Below are 13,538 nucleotides of genomic sequence, written 5' to 3'. Positions count from 1 at the left end.
AACTTAGAAGCCTGTTTTTTTTAGTCGAACATCAGTCGAACATTTTGTTAGGCTGCTTGGGCTAGCTTAGTAACTGACGGAGGCGCGTTGGTAAGCATTTGGCGAGATTAGTCATTTGGAGTTGGCTGTATGCCAAGATCTACAGGTAAAACAGCCGCTGTGTGGCAGCCAGAGTGGAAGAGCCGCAAATCAAAAGTTAATTAAATCCGAGGTATCAGAAGTTCCCCATTTACAAACTGAGCTTTTAACTGATCTGCAATGGCCCAGTTAAATGTATCAACTCTCAGCATGCTGTATTTAGATTTGCTGTTATACTAACTTGTACTTTCGAGCAGCAGATTTAGCAACAAGTGAATTGAACGAGAAAAGATCGAAAGTTCTGAGAGTACAGTTTAACTGCCGAATTTTTAGTAGGTCAACATCGGTTACATAATAAGTGTAAGCGTGCTTTCCAATATGCATAGACGCTTTTGGTGGCGTTATGCTCTCAACATGAAATGAATTCCAGGTCACCAAGAACTTTACCAGGAACAGCAATTTGGCACACTATTAATGAGAAAGGGCAAAGCTGCGTATATTAAAAACAAGAACTATGGCAAAGGCCCCTTCTAAAACGGAAAAACAAATGAGTGATATTATCCGGCATTTACAAATGCAGCGGGAAAGTATTCTAAATAAATGGCGTTCAACCTGTGCAGAAGACCTGGTTATGTTAAGCAAAACCAGCTTTTCCAGAGAAGAATTCAATGACCAGGTGCCTGCAATTTTAAATATTCTGAATCAGCGCCTGGCAAAATTACCGGAGGAGTCAGAGGTGGTCATTGTGGCACAGGAACATGGGCTTCACCGGTGGCAGCGGGGTTATTCACTTCCTGAGTTATTAGTTGAGCTGGAGCTGCTTTTCAATATCCTGATGGAGACAATTAACCAGTTTCATAAGGAACAAGATATTTCGGCTGACGTGCTACTGGAAGTCTATCAGCATGTGCTATGTGTTTCTCAGGAAGCAAGCCGTGGCAGCGTACTTTACTACGATGAACTACGCCAGACCAACGCAGCTGAGCAGGTCAATGCTACAAGAAAGGCACTGCATCAGCTGGAGGAGTTGGGGGAAAAGCGAAATAAGCATTTGCGGGAAACCACCCACGACCTCCGATCCGGCTTTAGTACATTGTTTGGGGTTTCGCACCTGCTGGAGCTGCCGGGGAGTGAAAAAGAACGGACGGAGCTTTTTGCAATGCTCAACAGAAATTTGGGTTCAATACGCGATATGCTCGTGCAATTAAGTGATTTTTCCCGCATTGAGGCAGGACAGGAAACCCTGGAGATAAAAGAGTTTGATGTGGCAGACCTGTTGCGTAAAAGTGTGGCGGCCGCACGTCCTTTCGCGGATCATCGCAGTCTCGACTTACGCGGAGAGGGACCAGAAAAGCTCAAAGTGAAGAGTGATCCTGTTAAGATTCAGCGAATCCTTCAAAACCTGTTAATGAATGCTCTTAAGTATACCGTCGAAGGAGGTATATACATTTCCTGGGCACAAGAAAACGATACACGCTGGATACTTAGCATTCAGGATACCGGGCCGGGCTTTCCTGCAAGCAGCCCCTCAGGCCTTCTAGCTGAACAGCTAAAACCGTTAAGCCAGCAAGGCAGCAGTCATCGAAAGGGCGGAAAGTCAGAATATCCGATGGACCAGCCACCTTCAACAGAAACAATCAAAAATGATATTGCTTCCCAAATGAAGGAAAGCGAAGGTCTTGGATTGTTTATCGTAAAGAAGCTTTGTGAATTATTAAAGGCCAGTATGGACATAGAAAGTAGCCCAGGCCAAGGCACGCTTGTCCGTATCAGGTTCGTTAGTTATCAGTGATTACATGCTCAAAGAAGACTTACTCAATCTCTTATGTTTAGTTCAAACTACCCGGTTAATAGCCAATAGCGGTTACATAACCAATAAGCATTCATTGTTGTCCGCACCTGGGGAGGAATTACATAAATATCCGTTATAAGATGCTTGCCAAAAATATATAAGAGTGACATGGCATTATTTTTTTGTAATGTGTCTGGAGGTTAATGTATTATGAATAAAGACGGCACAATTATTATTATCGAAGACGACAAAGATGATCAATTCGTCCTGGAAGAAGTATTTGGTGAATTGGGATATCCAAACAAGAGAATGTACTTCTCAAGTGGATTGAAGGCATTGGATTTTCTTTATTCAACTAGCGATCGGCCTTTTCTTATCATTTCAGATATCAATTTGCCAGAACTGAATGGATTAGAACTAAGAAGTAAGATACAGCAAGACGCCGATCTCAATTTAAAATGCATTCCTTACATTTATTTTACCACTGCCCTTAATCAACAGGTAGTGATAGATGCTTATAGCACTTCTGCCCAAGGCTTTTTTGTGAAACCGGGTACCTATGAAGAGATCAAAGAAGCTATTGATGTGATGATCAAATATTGGAAAAAATGTGCCGCCCCTAATAACTTTTAAACTGCATTAGGACTGAGCTAACCGTCCAGGAAAAGAAATTTTATTCTAATAATTTCTGCAAGAGCTTGAATTCTCGGAATTTTATTTTACATTTGTGGAATATTTTAATAAAAAGTTATGAATCAAGGAACAGTTAAGTTTTTTAATGGCACCAAAGGTTTTGGTTTCATTGCTCCCGAACATGGTGGAGACGATATTTTTGTACACACGTCTGGCCTCAATGATGATATTCGTGAAAACGACAGTGTGTCATACGATATTGAGAACGGTAGAAAAGGACTGAATGCAGTTAATGTAAGCATTATCTGATCAAACCATATCACGCAAGTGCTGAATCCTCCCCTTCGGGAGGATTTTTTTTTGCCCTAGGTTGCTTGCTGTTTTATTTAGCCTCACCATTATCGGGCACCATTAAGCCATTGCCCGGCGCAACCATTCTGTGGCACAGTTTTTTACTATGCCATCGGATTTACTCTCCCGCCGCTTGCTCTTGAAGTTACCTTTATAAACCCTTCCCATACCGCAGGTATGCTCCCCGATCTGATACCCTAAATTCCATATGTGACAGCGATAGTATGCTTGAATCCAAACCGTTCACAATCTATATTTGCCGATTTTTTTAGTAGCTATCATTGCTGATAGCCTTTGCGTCCAGGGATAAACAGTAGAAAACCAAATTTTGAGAAGCTAATGGCATTTATTGATTATGTATTGCAACCCCCTTCCTATGGATGGAAGAAGGAAAACGGTGAGCTGGCCATACCAACTCACAGTCAGATCCTTCGGGAATTTTTTAATAGGCTGAATATATTCAAAGACATCAGGAATTGGTTGCCACTGATGAGTTGGGTTAAAGTATTGGCCATGTTACCGTTCTTGGGCCTGTTTATATTCAAGTTCTTTACCTGGCCATTGCTGGCAGTAGCATTTGTTTATAGCATGATCATCATGGGGACTCATGGTACGATCTGGCATCACAGGTATTGTACCCACCGGGCATACAAGTTCAAAAATGGTTTTTGGCGGTTTATCACCAAAAATTTGACCATCAGCATGATACCCGAGGAAATATATGTAATCTCCCATCATGTCCATCACGCCAAGTCCGATCAGCCAGGTGACCCTTACAACGCAAAGGCGGGTTTTCTGTACTGCTTCCTTGCAGATGTGAACCATCAGCCAATCGCAAAAGATCTTAGTGAGAGCGATTATAATCGTGTAACATTACTGATGAAACATACCGGTGTAGAAGCAAATACATATAGCCAGTACCTCCACTGGGGCTCTTATGTAAACCCGGGCGCGGCGCTGCGTGGCTGGATTCTCAACTGGTCTTTCTGGTATCTGACTTTTTACCTGATCGGCGGCCATGCGCTGGCTTGTTGCATGTTCGGCGCTGCGGGCTTTTGGGCTGTTGGGGTTCGTACTTTCAACTATGAAGGCCATGGGAAGGGTAAGAATGTGCAGGTAAAGGGTGTTGATTTCAACACAAATGACAATTCGATTAACCAGGTGTGGCCCGGCATCGTCGCTGGTGAATGGCATAACAACCACCACTTGTACCCCAAGAGTGCCCGTAGCGGATTTAAACCCTATCAGGTTGACCTTGCATGGTATTACATCAAATTCCTTCACCTGATAGGCGGGGTAATTACGTACAAGGATTCGAAAACCGACTTCTTAAAACGTTATCACCTTCCGCATTTACAAAAATATGAGTAGCAAAAGCGTTATCTGACTGCTTCGAGTAATCTGGATTTAGCAGCAAATGAATAGCCTAGGGAAAGAAACATAGTCTTCCCCGTTGACCTTTCCGTAGTCCTCTCTCTCCCTCTGAAAGAACAAAAAAAGTCTTTCTCCGAATTGGGGTCATTCGTAAGTGTTTTTTTTTGTATTGGTATATGCTTAGGTTTGCTATATTGGCGGTTACAAACTCCAATATTTACACATTATGCAGACCCTACCCTACGTCGATTTACCAAAATTACGGCTGGTTAGTTTGCGCCGGAATGGTTTTAAAGCTTGCAGACTAATATTTGCTGCATATTGTATTTTCACGTTTTTTGCTTGCGAAAATTACAGACCGGGAGAACCCATTATCAGCCAGTACGTGCAAATAACAAATGTGAATCGAGATACGCTCGTAGTAATTCCAAATGAGAAATCAGCTAAAACCGCTAGCATAGCTTTTACAGAAACTTTATCTGATACAGCACTAGTCAGGATTTCCCCTGATACGGCATTCTCAAAACATGGATCCTTGTTTTTGCTTCCAATAACAAACCCTCCGTTAACATATATATCCGGCCTTTCAGGAGATTCCTTGTTTATTAAATATCAGCCATATAAAACACCCATTTCCGGTGACCTTACAATTATAGTTACATTTCAAAATTAGTTTCAGCAATCTCAGCTAGATGTCTCAGATGACGTGTTCAGCCAGCCCATGCCCTCAGCTTTGTTTTTCAGGCTCTCCTCAGACCAAAAGTCAAATCCGAAACTGGACAAGACAATGGCTGGCTTAAAGCCATTTGGTGTGCCACCAGGTTCGGGAAGGCTGTTTGCTGCCCAGCCCTATACACACAGTTTTATGTAGGAATTGTACTAACGAATTCTGCTACAAGAATATCTTCTAATGAAAAAGCCCCGGCAATGTGCAGGGGCCTAAAATCTTCTCCGTTTTTTGTGGGTCAATGGTTACAACACTTTATAATTCTGACCAGTTTGACCGCCCGCCACACTTTTCACATAAGCTTGCGCTACGCGGTGCATGGAGACCGGAACATGGCCGGGGAAAAATGGGAAATAGCCTGGCGACTCTTCAACCACGTCTGGCCCCACTGCATTAATGCGGACGCCATTTTCGAGTTCGATTGCGGCAGCCCTTACAAAAGCATCGATAGCGCCGTTTATCGCACTTACAGCTGCACCCAGCATAATGGGATCGTCCCCCATGGTTCCCGAAGTAAGTGTAAATGAACCTTTTGGATTGATGTATTTCTGGCCGATCAGGACAAGATTAACCTGGCCCATCAGTTTGCTGTCTACTCCGGCACGGAACTCATTTTCAGTCATGTTCGCAAGCGGACCAAAATGACCATATCCGGCAGTACTGACCACCGCGTCGAACGGGCCAACTTTCTCAAACAGGGACTTGATAGATGCTGCATCCGAAATGTCCACCTGCAAATCGCCGCTTTTTGAACCGACCTGAATAATTTCGTTGCCATTTTCCAGTGCTTTTACGACATGTTTGCCGATTGTTCCCGTAGCGCCGATAATAATGATTTTCATGATATTGATTGTTTTACGAAAAGAGGATTGTTTTTTTCTCCGATATGTGAGTTTTTTTTAACTTATTATAAAAGCTGTTTCAAAAACTTTTTACTACCTGGCGAGTTATTGTTTAAACATTTACGGATTCTGGGGCCAAATCAAATCCTGAGAAACCAATCCCCCGTTTCTTTAACCGTTCTTTTCATAAAGTTTGCACCTCAAACTGGGTTTGTATGAACTCGTCTTGTTTCTGGTGGTGCAACGAACAAAGGAAGTTGGGGTTCGGCAGGTGCTTGGGGCCAATGTAATTCTTGAAATCGGAGCATCATTGGGTATTCTAATTAGCCGTATGTATCTTGTGCGATTAGAATCTACTACATGAAAAGCTTCTTTAACCTGTTCGATTTTACCCAAAAGATCAATTATAAAAATGAGATCCTTGCCGGGCTTACCGTCGCGATGACGATGATGCCGGAATCACTTTCATTCGCCATTTTAGCTGGCTTTTCGCCATTGGTTGGGCTTTACGCGGCGTTTATAATGGGCTTGGTCACCTCTATTTTTGGCGGTCGGCCTGGTTTGATTTCGGGTGGTGCCGGTGCAACCGTGATCGTTTTGATTGCGCTAATGCAGTCTCATGGGGTTGAATATGTGTTCGCGGCGGTTGCACTGGCGGGTGTCTTTCAGATTTTGGTGGGCGTTTTTAAGTTCGGGAAATTTGTTCGGCTGGTGCCGCAACCGGTTATGTATGGTTTTGTGAATGGCTTGGCCGTTGTGATTTTCATGTCGCAGATGGAGCAATTCAAAACCGTTGTTAACGGCGAGCAAGTGTGGTTAACCGGCTCACCATTCATGATCATGGCTGGTTTGGTTGCCCTGACTATTGCCATTGTTGTCATCTTTCCAAAAATCACCAAAGCCGTTCCGCCATCGCTGGTTGCGATTATTGTTGTGTCGTTCATTGTACTGGGTTTTGGCATTGAGACTAAGACGGTTCGTGATATTGCATCGGTAAGCGGCGGATTTCCTCCTTTTCACATTCCTGATATTCCGCTTAACATTTCCACGTTGCAGATTATTTTCCCCTATGCGCTCGTAATGGGTGCTGTGGGGCTTACGGAAGGGCTTTTAACATTAAATCTGGTTGACGAAATAACAGGAACCAGAGGCGATGGAAACAGGGAATGCATTGCGCAGGGAAGTGCTAACATTCTGAATGGGTTTTTTAACGGAATGGGAGGCTGTCCGATGATCGCGCAAACGCTCGTCAACCTTTCTGCGGGCGCAAGATCCAGATTATCCGGTGTTATTGCTTCACTGACCATTTTGATGATTATTCTTTTCGGCGCACCTGTGATTGAATTGGTGCCCATGGCTGCCCTCACCGGGGTAATGTTCATGGTCGCAATCGGGACATTCGAGTGGGTCAGTTTCAGGATCATCAACAAAATGCCAAAGCAGGATATTTTTATTGGCATCTTGGTAGCAGCCATCACCATTTATCTGCATAATCTCGCATTGGCTGTCTTAATCGGTGTTATTTTATCGGCACTGGTGTTCGCATGGGAAAGTGCGAAAAGGATCCGTGCCCAAAAAATAATGGATGAAAACGGTGTGAAACATTACAAAATATACGGCCCGTTATTCTTCGGCTCAGTAACTGCATTTACCGAAAAGTTCGACGTTGCAACGGACCCCGAAAAAGTAGTCATCGACTTCTCAGAAAGCCGCGTCGCAGACATGTCGGGCATAGAAGCGCTTAACAAAATCACCGAAAAATATCAAAAGGCAGGCAAAAAGATCCATTTGACGCATTTGAGTCCGGATTGCAGAAGGCTGCTCGCCAATGCGCACGACGTGATTGAAGTAAATATTATCGATGATCCAAATTATCACGTGGCGCATTGAGCGCACAAATGCATAAACTCAATAGCAGCCTGCTGATCCCATTTGACCATGCTGTATTGACTAAGACCTAATGCGGAAAATATTCGATATAGTTACAAATAACTACGCTAAAAGTCGATGGTAGATAAAATTACCTATAAACCGAATCCCATAGCGTAAATTCCTTTATTATTGCAACTTCTTTATTCAAGACGCTTAAATTATGTCAAATAACGTATTCGATTTTGGAATGATCGGACTTGGAGTGATGGGTAGGAACCTATTGCTCAACATGGCCGATCATGGCTTCTCTGTTATCGGTTTCGATAAGGATGGAGCTAAAAACGCAGCATTAGAATCTGCTGCAACGCCTGGGACCACTGTGAAAGGTGTGTCGGAACTAGCGCAAATGATCGAGCTTCTGCAGCGCCCGCGCAAAGTGATGATGCTCGTTCCGGCTGGTCAGCCAGTTGACGACGTGATCGCTTCTTTGCTTCCTTTGCTGGAAAAAGGCGATGTGATTATTGATGGTGGAAACTCACATTATACGGATACATTGAGGCGCGTGAAATATTTGCGCGAGAAAGAAATACATTTTATGGGCATCGGCGTTTCCGGTGGCGAACAAGGCGCACGCACGGGCCCGAGCATTATGCCTGGAGGTGATCAGGCTGCTTACGAGCATGTAAGGCCTATGCTCGAAGCAATTGCCGCAAAAGTGGGCGGGACGCCTTGCGTGGATTACCTAGGAAAAGAGGGTGCTGGCCATTACGTGAAAATGGTGCACAACGGCATAGAATACGCGATTATGCAATTGATCAGCGAGTCCTATGCGATCCTGAAACACGCCGGGCTGACTAATCAGCAGCTCCACGAAGTTTTCAAAACATGGAATGAAGGCAAGCTGCAATCATTTTTGGTTGAAATCACTGCGGATATATTCCTGCAAATGGACGACCAAAGCGACGCCCATCTTGTAGATGTGATCTCCGATAAGGCGGGCTCAAAAGGAACCGGTAAATGGACTTCTCAGGATTCTATGGAACTCCCTGTGGCTGTGTCGGTAATCGATACTGCAGTGGCTATGCGGACATTGTCTGGTTATAAAGATGAGCGCGTTCAGGCTGCTGAAATTTATGCAAAAGATGGTTATGGCTCGTCGACACCTACGGACGAACTGGTTCAGGAAGTGCAGGATGCCTTGTATTTTGCAACCATTATAAGTTACGCGCAAGGACTTGCCATGTTATTCCAGGCATCCAAAGATCTTGCCATGGATATTCCGCTTCCAAAAGTGGTGAGCGTATGGAGAGGCGGCTGCATTATCCGGTCCTCGTTATTGGAAATCTTTACCAATGCATATACGCAAACATCGGAATTATCCAACATTTTGCTGAACCAAGAGGTTGCCGAAGTCGTTAAGTCGGTAGAAGAGAATACGCGTTCGCTGATCGCGTTTGCAGCTAAGGCAGAAATTCCGGTTGCTGGGTTAATGTCGTCACTGGCTTACTTTGACGCCTATAAATCCAAGCGCATGGCCACTAACCTTATCCAGGCGCAACGTGACTATTTTGGAGCGCATACTTATCAACGTATCGATATCCCCGGTACTTTTCATACAGAGTGGGGTCAACAATAAATCAGAAATTTTATGCAAACCAATAAACGTCCACCTGCCTCAGTAGTATTTATTTTCGGAGGAAGCGGGGACCTTAATTACAGGAAACTGACTCCGGCACTCTACAATCTGTTTTTGGATAACTGGATGCCAGAGAAGTTTGCCATAGCGGGCATTGGCCGCAGCGCTTACTCAAACGATAAATATCACGAGCATTTACTGGACGGCGTTACCAAATTTTCGCGCCGGAAGGGAAAGCAGAACGGTCATTGGACAGAGTTTGCCCAGCACGTTTCGTACCTGCAAATGGATGGGGATGATGCTGCTGCTTACCATTTGATCACCGATTTGGTAAAACAAAAAGAAGAAGAGTGGGGCGTGCATCCCAATGTTATATTTTACCTTGCTGTTGCACCTCAGCTCGTTCCTTCGATTGCGCAGAAGTTGGGCGCTTTGAAGATTTGTTCAGAGAAAGGCACGACCAGGATTGTTGTTGAAAAACCTTTTGGTCACGACCTGGAAAGCGCACATGAACTGAATGAGCTATTGTCCAGCATGTTTGCGGAGGAGCAGATTTTCCGTATTGACCATTATTTAGGAAAAGAAACGGTTCAGAATATTCTTGCACTGCGTTTTGCCAATGCGCTTTTCGAGCCACTTTGGAACCGCCACTACATTGATCACATTCAGATTACCGCTGCGGAAAGTGTTGGTTTAGAGGGCAGGGGAGGCTATTTCGAACATGCAGGTGCTCTGCGCGATATGGTTCAAAACCACATTTTGCAAATCCTCTGTATGATCGCGATGGAGCCGCCTGTTTCTTTCGACGCTAATGAAATTCGCAATAAAAAAGTAGATGTGCTGAATGCGATCCGTCGCATTACCAAAGATCAGGTTCATGATTACGCTGTTCGCGGGCAATATTCAGGCGGTTGGAAAAAGGGTGAAAAAGTGGTTGGATATCGTCAGGAGGAAGGTGTTAACCCACAATCCAATATTGATACGTTCGCCGCTGCAAAGTTTTACATAGATAACTGGCGTTGGCAGGGCGTTCCTTTTTACGTGCGTACAGGCAAGTTCTTGAATCAGAAAGCCACGCACATTACATTGCAATTCAAGCCGGCACCGCATTACGCATTCCCTTCGGAAGCTGCGGAAACCTGGCGTTCTAACCGATTGACTATCAGCATTCAACCGAATATGGACATTAGCATTCGTTTTCAGGCGAAACGTCCGGGTCAGACGATGACGCTCGATCCTGTGGACATGACATTTGATTACGATGCAGTTGCGGGCGATCATGCTCCGGAAGCTTACGAAACATTGCTTTTGGATGTGATGGAGGGTGATGCAACATTATTTATGCGCAATGATCAAGTGGATGCAGCCTGGAAAGTGATTATGCCGATCCTGGAAACGTGGGAGAGCAGAACACCACAGGATTTCCCTAATTATGCACCGGATTCATGGGGCCCGGATGGTGCTGATGCGCTCCTGGCGCGCGACGGTCATACCTGGATCAACCTCCCACCCGCGCTTTAACATATGGAAATGCACATTGCAACCGACACCGGGCGACTTAGTCATGATCTGGCTGCCTGGTTAAGTGATTATATCAGGGACGTCCTGTCAAAAAAAGACCGGTTCACATTCGTTTTGTCCGGCGGTGGCACACCGAAGCAGCTTTACGCATTGCTGGCGGAAGCACCTTATAAAGAAGCGATTGACTGGCAAAAGATCCATTTTTTCTGGGGTGACGAGCGCGCTGTTCCTTTCGAAGATTCGCGTAACAATGCGAAAATGTGCTATGATGAGTTGCTAAATAAAGTGCCGGTTAATCCGGCTCATATTCATATCATGCGCACGGACATCGAGCCGGAGGAATCTGCAATCGAATACGAAAAAGTCTTGAAAGAATATTTCACTGACTCAGAATTGACATTCGACTTCGTGCTGCTGGGAATGGGCGATGATGGGCATACGCTCTCGCTATTCCCTGGCACAGAGGTGATTCATGAGAAAAGCGCCTGGGTTAAGGCATTTTATCTGCCAGCCCAGGAAATGTTCAGGATCACATTGACGGCGCCGGTTGTTAACAATGCCGCGTGTGTGGCATTTCTTGCGGCAGGGGCAGGGAAAGCGGAAACATTAAAGCACGTTTTAAAAGGCGGGCCTAATATTGACCTTTACCCATCCCAGATCATCAAGCCGCTAAAAGGACAGCTCCACTGGTTTGTTGATCAGGCAGCAGCAGCATTGCTTTGATTTTAAAAGTTTGTTATAAAGAAAGACGCGTCTGAAAGGATGCGTCTTTTTGTTTGTAATGCTTTTGATACGTTTAACGGTCCAAAGAAACCACTGGATAATATATATTATATGTCTGGGTTTGATAGCATTAAATTTACTTTAAACAAACCTCACAGGCATGAAATACTTTCTCAAAATCGTGGCGGTTATCATCGTCATCACTTACTCGCTCAGACTTGTCAATGCTCAATCCGATCTTCTTGTATTTGGCGGGTTGGCGATCATTGGCGGTGCCGTTTATTTGCTAGCAACGGATCTTAATCAGTTTTTCAGCTCTTTTAAATCGAAAATACAATGACCCTTGGTAGAAAAATTATAATTGGTTCAGTGAGTTTTTTTCTGGCTGTAATAGTGCTTTTTATCCAGCCTTTTACGTTTGAAAACATTGATGCAGGTAATGTCGGCATTCGCATCAACCTTTACGGAACTGATAAAGGGGTTGATAACATTACATTGGTGACTGGTCGTGTTTGGTACAACACCTGGACAACAAAGATCATTGAGTTTCCCACTTTCACGCAAAGTGTTGATTATGATTCTTTTGTAATCACAACAAAAGATGCAGCAGAATTTAAGGTAGACCCTAAGCTGAACTATCACATTAACCCGGATAAAGTGCCGCAAATTTATCGCCAATACAGACGACCGTTAGGCGAAATTCAGCAGGGATTTATGAAAAATACGATTTACGACGCATACAGAATTGTTGCCAATTCATTCAGTTCGGATAGCGTTATGTCCAATCGGGAAGCGTTTGAGGATCGGGTGCAAAATGTGCTGACGAAGACTTTGGGCAAGGACGGTTTTATTTATGACCAGCTCACATCCGCCATCACGCCGCCGCCATCATTGCGGCAGATGATTGATGAAAAAAACACATCCATTCAGGCGCGTTTGAAAGCCGAAAACATGGCTAAACAGGCAGAAGCAGAAGCAAAAGTAATTATTGCCCGTGCAGAAGGCCAGGCGAAGGCAACTTTGATCAAGGCACGGGCAGAAGCAGAAGCTAACCAATTGCGCCAGAAGACTTTGACTCCACTGCTCATTCAGCAGGAATGGGTTTCTAAATGGAATGGCGTGTTGCCTACAACCAATGCTGGCGGCAGCACTAGTTTAATGCTGGGGGTTAAATAATCTATTTTATCCCCAGATTGAAATCTAAGGCCGTTAAATCTGTCGTGCCTGACTGCACTGGACGAGTAAAAGTGCCCCGTCAGGGACAGCCAATTCAATTGCTCCGGGTTTTAACCCGGAGCAAATAAGAATCAAAGTTTTTTAAGCAGGCTTCCGGGCAAATTCACATGAGCGCTGTTCGAAACTTCTAGGTCTAATGATTGGAAAATATCTTGATCGACCTGAAAATTGCTGCTGTCCATCACAACGACTTTGCTTTTTCCAAACCGGTTCATACCATTCAATTTCACAATTGTACCGGCACTAAATTGTGCATCCAGGTCGGTCACCTGATTTTCCGACAACATAATAGCACCTCCATGTTGCTTCACTTTCAGCTTTTCTCCTTTGAAACCTTTGATCTTGCAAATGATGTTTTGGGATTCCAGTCCATCCAATTTGGGAGCTAAAATGTAGACTGCTGGTCTTGAATAAAATATATTTTCGTTGAATCGCCATCCTTGCGGTAATTCTTTTTCGTATTTGATTATCAGTGTATCATTTACAACTTTCCAACTAATGTTTTTCTGATCTAAAATAGACTTGATTTCATAATCTTCACCATAACTGATCTCACTAATGCCGAAGTGCTGTCCTTGCAACTTTACGTAACGAAATGGTTCGACACTATGTCCTTTGTAACCTGTGAACAGGTCTTTCCTGTCAAGCAAGTCAAACCTTTTTTTTAGGATCAAATCGGACCCGACGACCGCCGTCAGAAACATGGAGAGCATTATAATGAGTAATATATTGCTGGCTTTCATAGCATTAAGA

General features: G+C 44.2%; 12 protein-coding genes. 10 read left to right on the top strand and 2 right to left on the bottom strand.

Annotated elements, in window-relative coordinates:
- The first annotated feature begins 625 nt into the window (after nucleotides 1-625).
- The 4 genes from MUK70_RS15790 to MUK70_RS15775 all read left to right on the top strand — a co-directional run bounded on the left by MUK70_RS15790 (nucleotide 626) and on the right by MUK70_RS15775 (nucleotide 4,225).
- Entirely contained in the window at nucleotides 626-1,870 is a 1,245-nt protein-coding gene (locus MUK70_RS15790; protein WP_234606267.1) for a sensor histidine kinase, read from the top strand.
- Nucleotides 1,871-2,080: 210 nt separating this feature from the next.
- Nucleotides 2,081-2,503 (top strand): response regulator, encoded by a 423-nt coding sequence (locus MUK70_RS15785; RefSeq protein WP_234606269.1) that lies wholly within the window; start codon nucleotides 2,081-2,083, stop codon nucleotides 2,501-2,503.
- 117 nt (nucleotides 2,504-2,620) lie between these two features.
- The gene (locus tag MUK70_RS15780) at nucleotides 2,621-2,812 is read left to right on the top strand and encodes a cold-shock protein (protein WP_233876568.1); all 192 of its coding nucleotides are present in this window, start codon (nucleotides 2,621-2,623) and stop codon (nucleotides 2,810-2,812) included.
- 381 nt (nucleotides 2,813-3,193) lie between these two features.
- A complete protein-coding gene (locus MUK70_RS15775; protein WP_234653633.1) occupies nucleotides 3,194-4,225 on the top strand; it encodes a fatty acid desaturase in 1,032 nt (343 codons plus the stop codon).
- A 975-nt stretch (nucleotides 4,226-5,200) separates the two neighbouring features.
- Here MUK70_RS15775 and MUK70_RS15770 read toward each other — a convergent pair.
- Nucleotides 5,201-5,797, bottom strand: coding sequence for a short chain dehydrogenase (locus MUK70_RS15770; protein ID WP_234606272.1), 597 nt, complete (start codon nucleotides 5,795-5,797; stop codon nucleotides 5,201-5,203).
- Between the two features lie 360 nt (nucleotides 5,798-6,157).
- Between MUK70_RS15770 and MUK70_RS15765 the strand changes: the two genes are divergently transcribed.
- From MUK70_RS15765 to MUK70_RS15740, 6 genes are all read left to right on the top strand, one after another.
- Nucleotides 6,158-7,687, top strand: a complete 1,530-nt coding sequence (locus MUK70_RS15765) for a SulP family inorganic anion transporter (protein ID WP_234653631.1) — start codon at nucleotides 6,158-6,160, stop codon at nucleotides 7,685-7,687.
- A gap of 202 nt (nucleotides 7,688-7,889) precedes the next feature.
- Entirely contained in the window at nucleotides 7,890-9,305 is a 1,416-nt protein-coding gene (gene gnd, locus MUK70_RS15760; protein ID WP_234653629.1) for an NADP-dependent phosphogluconate dehydrogenase, read from the top strand.
- A 12-nt stretch (nucleotides 9,306-9,317) separates the two neighbouring features.
- Complete coding sequence (gene zwf, locus MUK70_RS15755; RefSeq protein ID WP_234606275.1) at nucleotides 9,318-10,826, top strand: glucose-6-phosphate dehydrogenase; 1,509 nt, start codon at nucleotides 9,318-9,320, stop codon at nucleotides 10,824-10,826.
- Between the two features lie 3 nt (nucleotides 10,827-10,829).
- The gene (gene pgl, locus MUK70_RS15750; RefSeq protein WP_234653627.1) at nucleotides 10,830-11,549 is read left to right on the top strand and encodes a 6-phosphogluconolactonase; all 720 of its coding nucleotides are present in this window, start codon (nucleotides 10,830-10,832) and stop codon (nucleotides 11,547-11,549) included.
- Between the two features lie 160 nt (nucleotides 11,550-11,709).
- A complete protein-coding gene (locus tag MUK70_RS15745; RefSeq protein WP_234653625.1) occupies nucleotides 11,710-11,889 on the top strand; it encodes a hypothetical protein in 180 nt (59 codons plus the stop codon).
- Entirely contained in the window at nucleotides 11,886-12,725 is an 840-nt protein-coding gene (locus tag MUK70_RS15740; RefSeq protein ID WP_234653624.1) for an SPFH domain-containing protein, read from the top strand. The genes MUK70_RS15745 and MUK70_RS15740 overlap by 4 nt, the downstream gene beginning before the upstream one ends.
- A gap of 131 nt (nucleotides 12,726-12,856) precedes the next feature.
- Here MUK70_RS15740 and MUK70_RS15735 read toward each other — a convergent pair whose 3' ends face one another.
- A complete protein-coding gene (locus MUK70_RS15735) occupies nucleotides 12,857-13,528 on the bottom strand; it encodes a hypothetical protein (protein WP_234653622.1) in 672 nt (223 codons plus the stop codon).
- Between the last annotated feature and the right edge of the window lie 10 nt (nucleotides 13,529-13,538).

The organism is Dyadobacter chenwenxiniae, from assembly GCF_022869785.1.
Lineage (GTDB): Bacteria > Bacteroidota > Bacteroidia > Cytophagales > Spirosomataceae > Dyadobacter > Dyadobacter chenwenxiniae.
The sequence above is the reverse complement of the archived record's forward strand: the minus strand, read 5'-3'. Positions and strand labels throughout refer to the sequence as shown.